We start from the raw sequence: 17,259 nt of genomic DNA on the forward strand, positions 1-17,259 counted from the left end.
AGTGTAACTCACGGAGGAGGTGCCTCACAATGGACATGAACCAATATTTATCCATGTTTATTGATGAGTCTAATGATCATCTGCAATCGCTTAACGAAAACATGCTTCAACTTGAAGGCAATCCGGAAGACCTGGGCATAGTTCAGGTTATATTCCGCTCTGCTCATACCTTGAAGGGTATGGCAGCAACTATGGGCTTTGAAGATTTGGCATCACTGACACATAAAATGGAAAATGTGTTGGATCTGGTTCGTAATGAGAAGTTGAAAATGCAGGATTACATTTTTGATACCATGTTCAAGAGTCTGGACGCTTTGGAAACTATGGTTCAGGATATTACCGAAGGTGGACAAGGTAAAGCAGATGTATCGTCGATCGTAGCTTCACTTCAAGCCATTGAAAATGGTGAAATGACAAACGGAAATGGACCTGCTACAGAAACAAACAAGCCGGCTAACGCTTCAATCTCTTCGGCTGTGGAGCTGGATGAATTCCAATATTCAGTGCTGGATCAGTCGATCGCCGAAGGTCATCGTGTGTTCTACGTGGATGTGCTTGTTAGCGAGCATAGCCAGTTAAAAGGTGTACGGGCTTATATGGTCTTTGATATGCTGGAACGTTCAGGTGAAGTCGTTAAGGCTTACCCATCCGTTCAGGATATCGAGCAGGAGAAGTTTGAGCGCAGTTTCTCGTTGTATTACATAACAACTAAAGAAGCGCACGAACTGGAAGAAGGCATCATGAGTATCTCTGAAATTGAAAGTGCAAAGCTCATTCAACTGGATCAGGAGACTCTTCAGCAGATGGCCAATCAGGTAGCAGCTACAGTTGAAGCGCCACCCGCACCAACAGCTGTAGCTGAGGTTGCTTCGCCGGATAAGAATTCTGTACCCAAAGAAGAAACCACAACGGCACCAGCTAAAACAGCTGCACCGAAGCAAGCTGCTGCACCTTCACGTACCATTCGTGTGGATATTGAACGTCTCGACGTATTGATGAACCTGTTCAGTGAATTGTTGATTGACCGTTCACGTCTGGAGCAACTGGCCAGTGAAACAGGCAACAATGATTTATCCGATACAGTAGCTCATTTAAGTCGAGTTAGCACAGATTTGCAAAATATTGTACTGAAATTGCGAATGGTTCCGGTAGATACCGTATTTAATCGATTCCCGCGCATGATCCGTGATCTGGCTAAGACACTTGATAAAAAAATCGATCTGGTGATTACAGGTGCTGAGACGGAACTGGATCGTACGGTAATTGATGAGATTGGTGATCCGCTTGTGCATTTACTGCGTAACGCGGTTGACCATGGTGTGGAATCCATTGCAGAGCGTGTAGCTGCAGGTAAACCAGAGATGGGTACAGTAAACCTGCGTGCCTTCCACAGTGGAAATCACGTATTTATCGAAATTGAAGATGATGGTAAAGGGATCTATCGCGACAAGCTTTTGAAAACCGCGATCAAACGTGGTGTTGTAACCGAAGAACAAGGTGCCAAAATGAGTGATGATGAAGTGAATCAGCTGTTGTTCGCACCTGGTTTTAGTACTGCTGATATTATCTCGGATATCTCTGGCCGGGGTGTTGGCTTGGATGTAGTAAAATCGAAGATCACTTCGCTTGGCGGTAATGTAACGATTCATTCAACTCCAGGCAAAGGCACGAACTTCTCTGTTCAGCTTCCGTTGACACTATCCATTATTGCTGCAATGCTTGTACGACTTGGCTCAGAGAAATATGCTGTTCCGTTGTCCTCCATTGTAGAGACGGCCATTGTACAACGTGAGCAAGTTCGTAATATTCACGGCAATAAAATGATCACGTTCCGTGAGTCACTTATTCCGTACTTGTCTTTGAGCGAAGTATTCTCTGTACCGGATTTCAATGACGCTGATGAGCAAGAAACAGAAATTGTCGTGATTCGCAAAGGCGACCGTCTTGCAGCCGTAGCTGTTGAAGAATTTATTGGACAAAGTGAGATTGTTCTCAAATCAATGGGAACCTATCTTCCTGCTATTGAAGGAATCTCTGGAGCAACCATTCTCGGAGATGGGCAAGTAGCCCTGATTCTTGATCCTAATGCATTTATTAAATAAGCATAGAGCTAAGTCTTACATTTAATAGGGAGGTTTTTTACATGGAAGAAGAGTTGAAAGTCATCGTCTTTAAATTGGGTTCCGAAGAGTATGGTATTGAGGTAGACAAGGTTCAGACGATTGAGCGCATGATGCCAATTACCCGTGTTCCCAAGACACTTTCCTTTGTAAAAGGAGTTATTAATCTACGCGGTGTTGTAATTCCGGTCATTGATCTACGCGGTCGTTTCTCCCTTCCGGAAACGGAATACACGGATCAGACTCGTATTGTTATCGTAGGTGTAGACGACATGCAAGTTGGCTTTATCGTAGATTCTGCTAATGATGTTATTGATATCAAAAGCAGTGCGATCGATAGCCCCCCAGAAGTGGTTGGCGGCGTCAAAGCGAGATACCTGCGAGGTGTTGCTAAATTGGAAGATTCACGCTTGTTGATTATGCTCAACCTAAACGAAGTATTAAATAAAAGCGAGATTGTACAGCTGGAAAGTGTTGAGGGCTAGTACCGTGGAGATGTTCAACCGATTTGAGGTATTCCAGATGGATGTGCTCAAAGAGGTCGGTAACATTGGAGCAGGCAACGCCGCAACGGCGTTGTCTCAACTCCTCAACAGACCGATTGACATGGGTGTACCTACAGTACAAATGCTCCCTTTTGAAGAAGTTGCCGAAAAAGTGGGCGGAGATGAACGCATCGTGGTTACCGTGTTTCTTCGTGTAGAAGGCGAAGCACCGGGAAATCTTTTCTTTATGATGACACCAGAGGCTGCTAAAATGTTGTTGAATAGACTTGCCGGGTTTGATCTGAAAGAAGGACTTGATTTTACAGATATGGAACAATCAGCGCTTTCCGAGATTGGGAATATTTTGGCTGGATCCTATCTTTCTTCTTTGGCAGATTTCACGAAGTTGTCTATGTATCCAACTGTCCCTGGACTTGCCATCGACATGGCAGGTGCTATTCTAAGTTATGGCTTGCTGCAATTTGGCGAGATGGGTGACGCTGCATTGTTGATTGACACATCTTTCTTTGAAGGTGAAGATCAAGTTGAGGGTCAGTTTTTCCTCATTCCGGATCCACCATCCTTTGCAAAGATATTTGAATCGCTAGGGGTGCCACTGAGCCATGATTGAGGACAAAAGCGTCGTTAAAGTCGGTATGGCGGATTTAAACATCGCTCATCTTCCTGGTGTAATCCGTACGACTGGCTTGGGTTCGTGTGTGGGATTAACAATGTATGACCCACATTTGAAGCTGGCTGGAATGGCGCATGTCATGCTTCCTACTTCGGAGATTGCCCGTGAAGGGAAACTGAACACTGCGAAATATGCGGATACGGCGTTGCCTGAGCTTTTGGAAAAGATGATTAAACTAGGCGCTTCTCACTCACGTATTGTGTCTAAAATGGCCGGAGGCTCTCAAATGTTTGCCTTTGCTGGCGCTGGAGATACAATGCGTATTGGACCAAGGAATGCAGATTCTTGTCGAGAGTGGCTTCAAAAACTCAATATCCCTCTTCTAGCAGAAGATACGGGTGGGAATTATGGACGAACGATTGAGATGGATTGTGAAACTGGACTTTTGACTATTCGAAGCGTACAAATGGGTGTAAAGGAACTATAAGACTATGATAGGAAACTACCGCATTAATCTTGGAGCAGGCATCGTTGGGTTTATTCTTACTTTTTTTGTAGCATACAGCAGCAATGTGCTGATGACCAGTTTAATTCGCGGATTGATCGGATTCGTAGCCTGGTTTGTCCTTGCATATGGTTTACGCTGGGGATTGGGATTGCTGCTGAACCCTCAGATCGAGGGAAATGGGTATGGTTATGATTCACCAAATGCTCAAGATCAAAGAGGTTCACAGGTGGACATTAAAATCGAAGACGATGGACAAGAGCTGAATGATTTGCTCAAGAGTGGACAGAACGCTTCATCTGGGGACGATCTTCCGCCATCTGAGACGAAAGCTCCAACGGGATTCGCCCCTTTGGATCCGCCTAAACTTGTCCGGACCAAGGATCCGGAGGAATTGGCGCAGGCCGTTCGTCACCTGACAGACAAATAAGGAGGGTGAAAGTAATTGAACGAGCGTAAAGCTTCACATTTGAACCATTCTGATCTGTGGGAAAAGTGGAAAGAACATGGAGATCTTGAAGCCAAGAAAACGTTGATTGAAAAGTATCTTCATATTGTAAATTATGTATCCGGTCGACTGGCTGTTGGTTTACCCAAAAATGTTCCCAAGGATGACTTGGAGAGCAATGGCGTTATGGGGTTAATTGATGCATTGGAGAAGTTCGACTATGAACGTGGTCTGCAATTTGAAACTTATGCATCATGGAGGGTCCGCGGAGCCATTCTTGACGGTCTGCGTCAAGGTGATTGGGTTCCGCGTTCTGTGCGTGAGAAGGCCAAGCGAATTGAAGACGCCTACCAACAGCTGGAACAAAGTTATCTCAGGTCTGTTAGTGATGAGGAAATGAGCGAGTACTTGGACGTATCCACTAAAGATTTTCAACATATGCTTCAGGAAGTGGCAGTCATGTCACTTTGCTCGTTGGAGGACCCAATTCGTGAGGAAGAGTCTGAGACTCGTCTGTCTTTGATGGTGGATGAGAAAGCCAAAAATCCGGATTATAAAGTGAATGAGTTTTATTTGAAGGAAGCTTTGGTGCAAGGGCTTGACAAGTTGACGGTAAAAGAGAGAACGGTTGTTTCACTCTTGTATTACGAAGATCTTTCTCTTAGTGAAATTGCTGAGGTTATGTCTCTTTCTCCGTCTCGTATATCCCAGTTACATTCCAAGGCAATATTACGATTACGCGGCACGTTGGACAAACAGAAAGATTTGTTGATGCGTAAAGATTAATAGAGAGAAGTAATATCATTGGAGTTTGGGGAGTGGAAAGTCTAAAAGGGGGAAGAATTGCGGTGATACAGCGGACTGCTTTGGAACAATGTTTAAACATTGTTTTATCGGACGACAAATGCACAGCCTACCTTGAATTTTCCAAAGAGGAAGAAGGCTTTGCCTGCACGATCGATGAACTTGAACAATTTGTGGCAAACAAGGGCATCAAACAAGGTGTATCGCGAGAGGCATTATTACTTTTTGTGAACAACCCTGAAACCTATTTGAAAGATAAATACAAGATCGCAGAAGGTGTCGCTCCCATTCAAGGAACAGATGGCTTCATTAAGGTTCTGGTTGGAATGGACGATTCGAATGAACGACGACCACTGGAATCGGAAGATGGAACTGTCGATTACAAAGAAGTGACCCGGTTAAACAATGTCCGTAGTGGTCAGATCATTGCAGAGCGGATCGCTCCTAGCGATGGCATACCAGGCAGGGCAGTAACGGGTGAGGAAATTCCTTATCGTCCGGGAAAAGAAGCTCGGTTTAAAGTTGGGAAAAACGTTGTGATTAACCCGGATGGTTCTGCGATGTATGCTGCACTAGATGGGCTGGTTACCAAAACGGACGGTAACAAACTGAATGTGTTTCCGGTTTATGAAGTCAATGGTGACGTTGACTACAATAACGGTAATATCGACTTTGTAGGCACAGTTGTCATACGAGGCAATGTACTTACCGGATTTAAAGTAAAAGCAGCAGGTGACATTCGTGTCGTCGGAGGTGTCGAAGGAGCTGAACTGGAAGCAGGCGGCTCAATCGAAATTACCGGTGGTATTATTGGTTATAACAAAGGACTGGTACAAGCAGGCCATAATGTTAAATGTACTTTCATTCAAGAAGGCAACGTAGATGCCGGTGAAGATGTTCTGGTTTCCCAAAGTATTATGCATTCTAATATTCGTGCTGGCCACGGTGTCATCTGTGCGGGAACCAAGGGTCTTATTGTTGGTGGCTCGATCCAGGCTGGCCAGAACGTCTCAGCGCGTGTTGTGGGCAACAGCATGTCCACGGTCACTTCCATTGAAGTTGGTGTGCTACCAAAGCTGCGTAACGAACTCAATGATTTGCGCAAGGAAGTCAGAGAGCAGATGGATTCCTTGGACAAAACGAAGAAAGCTTTGACATTGCTGGATCAATTAGCTGCCGCTGGACAACTAACTCCAGATAAGATGTCGATGCGAATCAAGCTGAATGCTACGCAGAAATCTGCTCTTCGTATAAGTGAAGAAACGAAAATGCGTATCTTTGAAATTGAAAAGGCACTTGAAGATACAAGTAATGCTCGTGTTGATATTCTGAAGATGATTTATGGAGGCTCTAAAATAGTTATCGGCAGATACACGAAATTTATTAAAGATCCAGTGAGTCGAATTTCATTTTATTATCACGATGGTGATATTACGATGGTTCCATACGTTTAAGTACAGCATTCAGGCACAGGAAGAAATCCATTCGAAACCGTGAGGTGAGCGTATGAGTTTCAAAGCAGTGGAGTTGCAGATTGCGGTACCACGAACAAGTGAAGCGGGACGTTATCAAAGTGAAGCCCAGCAGCGACCGATTACGGATCAGAATCTTTTGGCAGAGCAAACGTCGAAAGAAGCAAATGAAGCAAGGCAACGAAGTGAAGCAATGGACGAAACTTCACAGACTTCGGTGCGTGATGGGCATAACCATGATGGAGATCAGCAGAGTGGTTCCGATGGACAGGAGACGGTTCAGTCTCAAGCTCAAGAAACTGTGAAACCTGCAGAGCACCCTTACAAGGGAAAACACATAGATCTGTCTTTATAATAAATGGTTGTTATGGACATGCAGTCTTGCGCACCGATGGTTGAATCAGAAGGAGAGAACCCAATTTGTCACCATGGATCATTATTGTCATATTAGGGGCCTGCGCCATCGCCTACGCTTGTATTATGCCACGGAAAAACAAGGTGCAAGAGCCTGGGCATCAACTGGTGCAGGAGATGGAATCTACGCTTGAGCACTACATGACCGAGATCGAAAATGATAATGATGCTCTTATTCAACGTGTGGCTGAAATGAAGGGAGAAGCGACAGCAGCCGATCAACGTATGCAATTGCAACTTCAGGAATTACAGCAGCGGTTGGATCAGCTGGAACAGAGCAAAAAGAATGAAGCTGTCGCATCACCTGTTCCACACTCCGGTAATGTATCCGTACAATCTTCCGAAGGTTTGCAAGCACAAGCGCTCGTGAAAAGTGTACAAGCAGAGGCGGCCCAGCAGGCGTTAGAAGCAGACCAACAGACTAGTGAAGTCGAATCTTTGCCTGGGCGTGAATCGATTAAAGATCGATATGCAGAACTCTTTAATCTACATGCTGAAGGTAAGTCGATGGATGCCATATCCAAGCAGACAGGCATTCAGCGAGGTGAGGTACAGTTAATACTGCAACTGGCAGAACGGGAGGAAAGCTAAGTCATGGACAAGCGATCCTTATGGATTGGTCTGGGGAGCGGCATGATTATTGGTGCGGTTTTGCTTCAACTGGCCACAGTTGGACAAAATGCATTGTCGGATAGTAATCTGGACCCCGAGCAGACTGCCAATATGACCAAAGAACAGCTTGAAACGGCCGCGAAAACCTTGGATATGAAGTTGGTCGGTTCTGAAGAGGAACTATACACAGAAGCAGAGTGGGTGGCAAAGAAAAAGCAGGAGAGCAGTGAGTTGCAGGGGAGTACAGCAACACCGCCAGAGACAGCAACCTCTACGGAAACACCTACCGAGCCTGAGAAGCCACAAGAGCCTGCTGCAAGTGAAGGTGAAGGGCAGAAAGAGATAACTGAGCCGAAGACAACAGAACCTGTAACGCCAAGCAATCCGAAAGGCGCAACAGTATCATTTAAAGTACGTTCAGGCAACAGTCTGGCGATCGTTGCAGCAAACCTAAAAACTGCGGGAATCGTAGATGATGCTCAAGCATTCATAAAGGCTGGCAAGGCTGAGCGAATCAATACCAAAATCCAGGTGGGTACCTATGCGCTTGAAAAAGGCGAAAGTTTCAAATCCATTATCGCAAAAATCACGAAAGAACCGTCAAACTGAGCATGCTCGGACAGGACGGTTTTTGCGTATTAAACGGTACATTTTCAAAGCTTGATAATAATTAGCGCCTGAGTTACATATCAAGTTTAAAGGATTCGATACTAGCAAAAAAACGAAAAGTAGATTTTAGCTTCAAAGACTGTTGCATCGGACAGTCAGTTATGCTATATTAGATAACGGTGTTAAAACACACGCATGTGCTAATTTTGTTGAGGGTGCTTTCCTTATGGAGAGTCTTGGCGAAAAATGATGCCGGCGGAGGACACAATAAAAACCATATTAGGAGGTGTGTGAAGATGGCAGTAATCTCCATGAAGCAGCTTCTCGAAGCTGGGGTACACTTCGGTCACCAAACTCGTCGTTGGAACCCAAAAATGGATCGTTATATCTTCACTGAAAGAAACGGAATTTACATCATCGATTTGCAAAAAACGGTGAAAAAAGTCGAAGAGGCTTACAATTTCGTTAAAGGAATCGCAGGAGAGAATGGTAAAATTCTTTTCGTGGGCACTAAGAAACAAGCTCAAGATTCTGTTAAAGAAGAAGCTGAACGTGCTGGTCAATTCTACATTAACCAACGCTGGCTCGGCGGTACCCTGACTAACTTCCAAACTATTCAAAAACGTATTGATCGTTTGAAACAGTTGGAAGCTTGGGAAGAAGACGGTACATTCGCTGTATTGCCTAAAAAAGAAGTAATCTTGCTTCGCAAAGAAAAAGATCGTCTGGAGAAATTCTTGGGCGGTATTAAAAATATGAAAGGCTTGCCAAGCGCCCTGTTCATCATCGATCCACGCAAAGAGCGTATCGCTGTTGCGGAAGCTCGCAAATTGGGTATCCCAATTGTTGGTATCGTTGATACTAACTGCGATCCGGATGAGATCGATTATGTTATCCCAGGTAATGACGACGCGATCCGCGCTGTTAAATTGCTGACAGGTAAAATGGCTGATGCTGTAATCGAAGCTAACCAAGGCGAAGAAACTTCCGCTTAATAGATTCGAACATATGTTATAAACTAAATTAAAAGGGTGGTTGGCAGGTGGATAACCTCTCACTGCCCTTTTTTTAGAGTGAACGTACAATACTTAATGTTGGAGGGAATTTATAATGGCAGTTAATGCGAGTGCAGTAAAAGAACTTCGTGAAAGAACGGGCGCTGGTATGCTCGATTGCAAAAAAGCACTGGAAGAAGCAAACGGTGATGTAACAAAAGCGGCTGAATTGTTGCGTGAGAAAGGTCTTTCTGCAGCAGCAAGCAAAGCAGGCCGTGCAGCAACTGAAGGCGTTGTAGAATCTTACATCCACGCTGGTGGACGCATTGGTGTCTTGGTTGAAGTTAACTGTGAAACTGACTTCGTTGGTAAAACGGATCAATTTAAGGATTTCGTTAAAGATGTAGCTATGCAAATCGCTGCAGCTAATCCTAAATTCGTTACACGTGAAGAAGTTCCTGCAGATGAGCTGGAAAAAGAAAAAGAAATCCTGAAAGCTCAAGCTCTTAACGAAGGCAAACCAGAAAAAATCATTGAAAAAATGGTTGAAGGCCGTATCGGTAAATACTACGAAGAGTACTGCCTGCTGGAACAAACTTTCGTTAAAGATCCAGACAAAACGATCTCTCAATTGCTGAACGAAAAAATCAGCCAAATTGGTGAAAACATCTCCATCCGTCGTTTCGTTCGTTACGAACTGGGTGAAGGTCTTGAGAAAAAAGTAGACAACTTCGTAGAAGAAGTTATGTCCCAAGTAAACAAATAAGACGGTTTTTATAAACCGGCGAGCAGAATTGATTTTCGAAGATATAAGAATGATGAAACTTCGAAGCGTAAACTCCCTTATATCTCAGGAAAACAGTGCCTTACCGGTTAAACGTTTTTCCTAAAAGAGCGGAACACAACTGTGTTCCTTTCTTTTTAAGCAGGAGGCCATGCGCGAGAAGTTTTGTTGGTTGAACACCAAGCGTGTTCGATTCAAAGTGGAGGGTGAATAATTGGAACAGCCAGTATTTAAACGTGTTGTCTTAAAGGTCAGCGGAGAGTCTCTTTCCGGTCAAAACGGCTACGGTATTGATGCAGCTACGATCTCGTCGATTGCCCAACAGGTAAAAGAGGTTGTTGCACTTGGTGTACAGGTTGCTATTGTATGTGGCGGCGGAAACATCTGGCGTGGAATTGCCGGTAGTGAAAACGGCATCGATCGTGCAACTGCCGATTATATGGGTATGCTGGCGACAGTAATGAACTCGCTGGCACTGCAGGATGCTTTGGAACAGATTGAAGTGCCTACGCGTGTACAGACATCTATTGCAATGCAACAGATTGCAGAGCCTTATATTCGTCGTAGAGCTATTCGCCATCTGGAGAAAGGCCGGGTCGTTATTTTTGCAGCAGGTACAGGTAACCCGTTCTTTTCCACGGATACAACAGCAGCACTGCGCGCAGCGGAGATTGAAGCAGAAGTTATCTTGATGGCCAAAAATAAAGTTGATGGTGTATACTCAGCAGATCCGTTTAAGGACAGTACGGCTGTGAAATTTGATCAGTTGACTTACATGGATATTCTTAACAAAGACCTTGGTGTAATGGATTCGACGGCATCCTCGCTTTGTAAGGACAACAACATCCCGTTGATCGTATTTGCCATTACGGAACAAGGTAACATCAAACGTGTTGTTCTGGGCGAACGTATCGGAACAATCGTTAAAGGGAGTGTAGATTAATGCCACAAGCGGTTAAACAACATGCCGAAGAGCGTATGGAAAAAGCAATTCAAGCATTGCGTCGTGACCTGGCTAGTTTGCGTGCAGGCCGCGCAACTCCAGCTCTTCTGGACCGAATTCAGGTAGAGTATTATGGAGCAATGACGCCATTGAATCAACTCGCTAATATCAGTACTCCGGATTCCCGTACACTGATGATTCAGCCTTGGGACAAATCCTCCATGGGTGACATCGAGCGTGCCATCATGAAATCGGATCTGGGTCTTACTCCAGCCAATGATGGCAGCATGATCCGTTTGTCTATTCCGGCATTGACGGAAGAACGTAGAGCGGAACTTGTTAAGCTGACGAAGAAGTTCGGTGAAGAAGGTAAAGTAGCGATTCGTAACATTCGCCGTGATGCGAATGATGACATTAAGAAAATGGAAAAGTCAGATATTTCCGAGGATGAATCCCGGAGACATCAAGATGATATCCAAAAATCGACCGACAAGTTTATTGCTGAAGTCGATAAGGTACTCGCTGCCAAAGAAAAAGAAATCATGGAAGTGTAAGACAAGCGCAGCCCCTCCAATACGGTGGGGTTTTGTCTCTTTTTCCAAGCTTCAGATAAAGAAACTTCAGGGATTTTGGAGGAACAGGAATGATCAAACGGGTTCGGTCGTGGTGGAATGGGGCTGACAAGCAGGAAACGCTGACTATATCCGAGGACAATATCCCGCAGCACGTCGCCATCATCATGGACGGCAATGGACGATGGGCCAAACGTTTGGGGCTGCCGCGTATAGCCGGGCACCAAAATGGCATGAAGGCGGTCAAACGTGCGACCATCGCGGCGGATGAACTGGGCATCAAATATCTGACGATGTACGCTTTTTCGACAGAAAACTGGACGCGTCCAAAAGAAGAAGTGGATTTTCTGATGCGACTTCCGCAAGAATTTCTAGCTATAGAGCTGGATGAACTTATAGAAAAAAATGTGCGCATTCGCATGATGGGTCAAGAGGAACATTTACCTTCTCATACCATTAATGCCTTGCGGGAAGCCATTCGTCTTACGGAACATAATACAGGTCTCGTTTTGAATTTTGCAATGAACTATGGAAGTCGTCGTGAAATGACGGACTGTGTTAAACAGATCGCTCTGCAGGTGAAATCGGGGGAACTATCGGCAGAGGATATAACACCTGAACTCATTGATAGACATATGCTGACGGTTGACATGCCTGATCCGGATCTGCTGATCCGGACGAGCGGAGAGTTGAGATTAAGCAACTTTATGCTTTGGCAGCTTGCATATAGTGAATTATGGTTTACGGATATATACTGGCCCGAATTTGGCAAAAAGCATTTGCTTGAAGCAGTAGCCGAATATCAGCGCAGAACAAGGCGTTACGGCGGTTTGAAATAGATGGAGGATGAAGCCGTTGAAACAGCGACTAACGACAGGAATCATAGCAGGTGTGTTGTTTTTAGGTTTTTGCATGCTGGGCGGACCCTGGTACCATGGTTTGGTATTGCTTATGGCTCTCATCGGTTATTATGAATTTGTTAAAATGACCGGGGTGATGCCTTTTTCAGGTGTGGCCCTGATTGGATATGCTGGTGTGTTTGCCATTGTGTTTCCTTGGGAAATGTTTTGGGAGGCAAGACCGCTATCCTTATTTCAGGTCATCTGGATAGTAATGCTTGTACTGATGACAGCTTCGGTTGTCACCAAAAATAAGGTTCCCGTGAATACAGTGGCCATGCTTTTCCTCGGCGTGTTGTATATAGGGATCGGTTTCTATTACATTGCAGAATCCAGACATCTGCATCATGGGTTGTTCTGGACGTTCCTGTTGCTGGGCTCCATATGGGCCAGTGATGCAGGAGCTTATTTTGTAGGGAAACTCATTGGTAAAAACAAACTGTGGCCTTCTATCAGTCCAAACAAAACTATAGAGGGTGCACTGGGTGGCATCGTAATTGCAATTGTTACTTCTGTTATTTTTGCATTAGTATCAGATGGTTTGCTTTCCTGGCAGAGAGCGATTGTGATCGGAATTGCCTGTGCAGTTGTAGGTCAGATGGGTGACTTGATCCAGTCTGCATACAAACGTGTATATAATATCAAGGATTCAGGCAGTCTTCTCCCAGGGCATGGAGGCATTCTTGATCGGTGCGACAGCTGGATTGTTGTTTTTCCATTCGTACATATACTAATGCTACTGCCCTACTAAAGAAGAACATGAGTCTGAGATAACAGCATTGTTCGCCGTAGGCATTGGATAATTAAAGATGAGGTGCAGCATGAAAAAAATTGCGATTCTTGGGTCAACCGGTTCCATTGGAACCCAGACACTGGATGTAGTTGACATGCATCCAGAACTCTTTCAAGTGGAGGGACTGGCTGCCGGAGGCAATACAGACCTGCTGATCGAACAAACCAAACGTTACCGGCCGAAGAAAGTATCAGTGGGGTCCAAAGAACTGGCGGAGAAGATAGCTCCACATTTGCCAGCAGGAACGCAACTATTTTATGGCAACGAAGGACTCGTAGAAGTTGCGGCAGGAACCGATGCGCATACGGTTGTTACAGCGGTGGTGGGCAGTGTTGGATTGGAGTCAACGCTTGCTGCCATAGATGCAGGCAAACAGATCGGACTGGCCAATAAGGAGACATTGGTTACAGCGGGGCATATCGTTACGACAAGAGCGGCTGCCAAAGGAGTTTCTTTACTGCCCGTTGATAGTGAGCACTCTGCTATATTCCAATGTTTAAATGGTGAAAACAAAGAACGCCTGACAGGCATCACGCTCACCGCTTCAGGTGGATCATTCCGTGATCTTACCCGTGAACAGTTAAAGAACGTGACTATAGAGGATGCACTTAAACATCCAAATTGGTCAATGGGCTCCAAAATCACGATAGACTCGGCAACGATGGTTAACAAGGGGCTCGAGGTCATTGAAGCACATTGGTTATTTGGTCTTCGATATGATCAGATTAATGTATTGCTTCACCCAGAGAGTGTTATTCATTCCTATGTGGAATTTGATGACACAAGCATCATCGCACAACTGGGGAATCCGGATATGCGAGTTCCAATTCAATATGCACTGACTTACCCTGACCGCTTGCCATCACCGGCACAGCGTCTGTCTCTTGCTCAAGCTGGGAAATTACATTTCCGTGATATGGATATGGAACGGTTCCCGTGTTTAAGAATGGCGTATGAGTGTGGTAAAATGGGAGGAACCGCAACAACGGCGTTTAATGCAGCCAACGAGGTTGCTGTAGCCCGTTTCTTGCGTAAAGAGATTTCATTCCTTAAAATAGAAGATATTATTGCTTCTGTGCTGGAAGCACACCACAATGTGGACGAGCCTGATCTTCAGGAGATCGCGCGTTGTGATCAGGAGAGCCGTAAGCTTGCGGCGAGTCTGTAATCTCTTTTTTCATAACAAATTGGAAGAAGTGATTCTCTTGTGCGGCATCAGAGAATAATGATAATCTAGAGGGACAGACTGCGGTATGTGCCGTGAAGGAGGATGGATAGGGATTGGAAACCATACAAGTGGTATTTCTAACGGTGCTCATGTTCTTTGTCATCGTGACGGTTCATGAATGGGGGCATTATTATTTTGCCAAACGCGCCGGTATTCTTGTACGGGAGTTTGCGATCGGTTTTGGTCCCAAATTGTTCTCATATAAAAGAAACGAGACCCAGTTTACATTGCGTTTGTTGCCTTTTGGTGGATATGCACGGATGGCAGGGGAAGATCCGGAACTGGTAGAGATCCAGGAAGGACAGACCATTGCGGTAAGATCAGCGGATGACCAGGTGAAGATGATCTATCTGGATCAGCTGGATAACCGTAAAAATGTAATACGTGGTGAAGTCATCTCCATTGATATGGAGAGAGCGCTGAAGCTTCAACTCGATGTAGATGGAGAGATTCAGGAGTATCGTATTCATCCTCAAGCAATGTTGGTAAGTCGTGGTAAACAAACGCAGATTGCACCGAAAGATCGTCAATTCGGCAGCAAAACCGTTGGACAGCGTGCATTGGCTATTTTTGCGGGCCCACTCATGAACTTTATCTTGGCCTTTGTGCTGTTTGCTGTATATGCGCAGATGGCAGGAGTTCCAGTGGAAAATCCAAAAAATCTTGTAATTGGTGAAGTGCTTGAAGGTGGGGCAGCCGATGAGGCGAACCTGCAAAAGGGCGATATTATCGAAACCATCAATGGTACTGCAATTGGTACGGATTCACAAAAAATGGTGTCGATGATTGCCGATTCCAAAGACAAGCCGATGGAATGGACGCTACGCCGGGGTTCGGATACGTTTAATATAACGATTACTCCACGTGCTGTAGAAGGACAAGAGGGCGGTAAAGTGGGAATTGTACCTACGTTACCAACCCGATCTGTTGGATTTGTAGAGACATTTAAAGTCTCAGGCGTGGCCATGGTTGATACAACCAAAATAATATTTGAAGGTTTTAAACATCTGATCAATCAGTTCAACATGGATGATATCGGTGGTCCAGTTCGCACATTTGAAGTGACAGGACAAATTGCTAAACAAGGGATTGAACAGTTAACGAGATGGGCAGCGATTTTGAGTCTGTACCTTGGGATTTTCAACCTGCTACCAATACCTGCACTGGACGGCAGTCGTCTGGTATTTTTGGGAATTGAAGCGCTGCGCGGCAGACCTGTTGATCCCAATCGCGAAGGCATGGTGCATTTCGTCGGATTTGCGATGTTGTTTGTGTTGATGCTGGCAGTAACTTACAATGATATATTACGTTTAATTAACGGATAATTACGGTTGGACTACGCTCTGGACATTCAGAGATAGTCGTTATGGGAGGACGCTGGAGTCTTATGTCAAAGGAAAATGATAAACAGTTCGTGACTGAAATCACACCACAGGGTGAGGATTTCTCACGCTGGTACATTGATGTTATCAAAAAAGCTGATCTCATGGACTATGCACCCGTACGCGGTTGTATTGTGTTCAAACCAGACGGATTTGAAATCTGGGAACATATTAAGGATGAGTTGGATCGTCGTTTCCGGGAAACGGGTCATCGCAACGCATACTTCCCGATGTTCATTCCTGAGAGCTTCTTTCAAAAGGAAAAAGAGCACGTGGAAGGTTTTAACCCTGAATTACCATGGGTTACGGAAGCTGGCGGAGAGAAGCTGGAAGAACGTCTGGCAATCCGTCCTACATCCGAAACGATTATTGGTCACATGTATTCCAAGTGGATTCAGTCTTATCGGGATCTTCCGGTACTGATCAACCAGTGGGCTAACGTAGTTCGTTGGGAAAAAAGAACATTGCCTTTCCTTCGCACAAGTGAGTTCCTGTGGCAGGAAGGTCATACAGCGCATGAGACGGAAGAAGAAGCACGTGAAGAAACGATGAAAATGCTTCAGATTTATCGTGAAGTGGTTGAGGAATACTTGGCTATTCCTGTAATTGTGGGTCAGAAAACCAAGTCCGAGAAGTTTGCGGGTGCGGTGGATACCTATTCGATCGAAGCCATGATGAAGGATGGACGTGCAGTACAAGCAGGTACATCTCACTACATGGGGACGAACTTTGCAAAAGCATTTGAAATCCAGTATCTTAGCCGGAATAATGTGCTGGAGCTGGCTTACACTACTTCATGGGGAGTAAGCACACGTTTAATCGGTGCATTAATTATGGTTCATGGAGATGACCGTGGTCTCGTACTTCCTCCTAAAGTCGCACCGACTCAAGTGGTCATGATTCCAATTGGGCCTCCTAAAACACGTGATGCTGTTGTTGGGCGTGCAGATGAGTTGTTCACTGAGTTGAAAAAAGCTGGAGTCCGTGTGAAAATGGATGATCGTAGCGATGTTCGCCCAGGTTGGAAATTCAATGAATACGAGATGCGCGGTGTTCCGATTCGTCTAGAGATTGGTCCACGTGATATGGAAAATGGCGTTTGTGTACTCGTATCACGGATCACAGGTGAGAAGAAAGTGGTAGAACAAGCAAACCTGGTAGAAGAGATCCAGGCTATGCTGACACAGATCCAGGTAGATATGTTAGAGCGTGCCCGCACATTTATGTCGGATAACTTCTACTCCGTGGATACACTCGATGAGATGAAAGAACTGATGGAAAATAAACGCGGGTTTACACTGGCCGGATGGTGCGGTTCGGAAACTTGCGAAGATAAAGTAAGAGAAGTCACAGGTGCAACAAGCCGGAACATTCCGTTCCAGCCTGCTGAAGAAAAGCATACGTGCCTGGCTTGTGGTGAACAGGCAGAACACACGGTTGTGTTTGCAAGAGCGTATTAAGTCAGGATCACTTGACGAAAAGCACTTATTCACCGTTTAAGTAATGAATGGAGAGCTTCTGTCGGATAAAATGAGTCGGTGCGAGTTCGGATCGGTGACA

General features: G+C 45.1%; 19 protein-coding genes. All 19 read left to right on the plus strand.

Annotation, left to right across the window (positions count from 1 at the left end; all coding sequences use genetic code 11):
• Positions 1-29: 29 nt before the first annotated feature.
• Positions 30-2,102 carry a chemotaxis protein CheA gene (locus tag MHH25_RS11495; RefSeq protein WP_036609342.1) on the plus strand — a complete coding sequence of 691 codons (2,073 nt, stop codon included), beginning with the start codon at positions 30-32 and terminating at the stop codon, positions 2,100-2,102.
• A 41-nt stretch (positions 2,103-2,143) separates the two neighbouring features.
• A complete protein-coding gene (locus MHH25_RS11500; protein WP_036609340.1) occupies positions 2,144-2,605 on the plus strand; it encodes a chemotaxis protein CheW in 462 nt (153 codons plus the stop codon).
• A gap of 10 nt (positions 2,606-2,615) precedes the next feature.
• Positions 2,616-3,236, plus strand: coding sequence for a chemotaxis protein CheC (locus MHH25_RS11505; protein WP_091017763.1), 621 nt, complete (start codon positions 2,616-2,618; stop codon positions 3,234-3,236).
• Entirely contained in the window at positions 3,229-3,726 is a 498-nt protein-coding gene (locus MHH25_RS11510) for a chemotaxis protein CheD (RefSeq protein ID WP_017689162.1), read from the plus strand. The genes MHH25_RS11505 and MHH25_RS11510 overlap by 8 nt, the downstream gene beginning before the upstream one ends.
• 4 nt (positions 3,727-3,730) lie before the next feature.
• On the plus strand, positions 3,731-4,174 hold the full coding sequence (locus MHH25_RS11515) for a hypothetical protein (protein ID WP_076208888.1): 444 nt from the start codon (positions 3,731-3,733) through the stop codon (positions 4,172-4,174).
• Between the two features lie 15 nt (positions 4,175-4,189).
• Positions 4,190-4,978, plus strand: coding sequence for a FliA/WhiG family RNA polymerase sigma factor (locus tag MHH25_RS11520; protein WP_017689160.1), 789 nt, complete (start codon positions 4,190-4,192; stop codon positions 4,976-4,978).
• Between the two features lie 62 nt (positions 4,979-5,040).
• Positions 5,041-6,450 carry a FapA family protein gene (locus tag MHH25_RS11525; RefSeq protein ID WP_036609334.1) on the plus strand — a complete coding sequence of 470 codons (1,410 nt, stop codon included), beginning with the start codon at positions 5,041-5,043 and terminating at the stop codon, positions 6,448-6,450.
• Between the two features lie 52 nt (positions 6,451-6,502).
• Positions 6,503-6,823, plus strand: a complete 321-nt coding sequence (locus tag MHH25_RS11530) for a hypothetical protein (protein ID WP_036670379.1) — start codon at positions 6,503-6,505, stop codon at positions 6,821-6,823.
• 65 nt (positions 6,824-6,888) lie between these two features.
• Entirely contained in the window at positions 6,889-7,473 is a 585-nt protein-coding gene (locus tag MHH25_RS11535) for a hypothetical protein (protein ID WP_036670381.1), read from the plus strand.
• A gap of 3 nt (positions 7,474-7,476) precedes the next feature.
• Complete coding sequence (locus tag MHH25_RS11540; RefSeq protein ID WP_036670382.1) at positions 7,477-8,103, plus strand: endolytic transglycosylase MltG; 627 nt, start codon at positions 7,477-7,479, stop codon at positions 8,101-8,103.
• Positions 8,104-8,399: 296 nt separating this feature from the next.
• On the plus strand, positions 8,400-9,098 hold the full coding sequence (gene rpsB / locus MHH25_RS11545; RefSeq protein ID WP_017689155.1) for a 30S ribosomal protein S2: 699 nt from the start codon (positions 8,400-8,402) through the stop codon (positions 9,096-9,098).
• A 115-nt stretch (positions 9,099-9,213) separates the two neighbouring features.
• Entirely contained in the window at positions 9,214-9,864 is a 651-nt protein-coding gene (gene tsf, locus MHH25_RS11550) for a translation elongation factor Ts (RefSeq protein ID WP_036609326.1), read from the plus strand.
• 232 nt (positions 9,865-10,096) lie between these two features.
• Complete coding sequence (gene pyrH, locus MHH25_RS11555) at positions 10,097-10,825, plus strand: UMP kinase (protein ID WP_211081635.1); 729 nt, start codon at positions 10,097-10,099, stop codon at positions 10,823-10,825.
• A complete protein-coding gene (frr, locus tag MHH25_RS11560; protein ID WP_100529402.1) occupies positions 10,825-11,379 on the plus strand; it encodes a ribosome recycling factor in 555 nt (184 codons plus the stop codon). The genes pyrH and frr overlap by 1 nt, the downstream gene beginning before the upstream one ends.
• A gap of 89 nt (positions 11,380-11,468) precedes the next feature.
• On the plus strand, positions 11,469-12,236 hold the full coding sequence (locus MHH25_RS11565) for an isoprenyl transferase (RefSeq protein ID WP_017689151.1): 768 nt from the start codon (positions 11,469-11,471) through the stop codon (positions 12,234-12,236).
• A gap of 16 nt (positions 12,237-12,252) precedes the next feature.
• Positions 12,253-13,047, plus strand: coding sequence for a phosphatidate cytidylyltransferase (locus MHH25_RS11570; protein WP_036670385.1), 795 nt, complete (start codon positions 12,253-12,255; stop codon positions 13,045-13,047).
• A 70-nt stretch (positions 13,048-13,117) separates the two neighbouring features.
• On the plus strand, positions 13,118-14,257 hold the full coding sequence (locus MHH25_RS11575) for a 1-deoxy-D-xylulose-5-phosphate reductoisomerase (RefSeq protein WP_036670386.1): 1,140 nt from the start codon (positions 13,118-13,120) through the stop codon (positions 14,255-14,257).
• 113 nt (positions 14,258-14,370) lie between these two features.
• On the plus strand, positions 14,371-15,642 hold the full coding sequence (gene rseP, locus MHH25_RS11580; RefSeq protein WP_036609317.1) for an RIP metalloprotease RseP: 1,272 nt from the start codon (positions 14,371-14,373) through the stop codon (positions 15,640-15,642).
• A 62-nt stretch (positions 15,643-15,704) separates the two neighbouring features.
• Positions 15,705-17,159, plus strand: a complete 1,455-nt coding sequence (gene proS / locus MHH25_RS11585) for a proline--tRNA ligase (RefSeq protein WP_036670387.1) — start codon at positions 15,705-15,707, stop codon at positions 17,157-17,159.
• Positions 17,160-17,259: the final 100 nt, after the last annotated feature.

It is taken from the genome of Paenibacillus sp. FSL H3-0457 (genome assembly GCF_037981725.1).
Classification (GTDB): domain Bacteria; phylum Bacillota; class Bacilli; order Paenibacillales; family Paenibacillaceae; genus Paenibacillus; species Paenibacillus amylolyticus.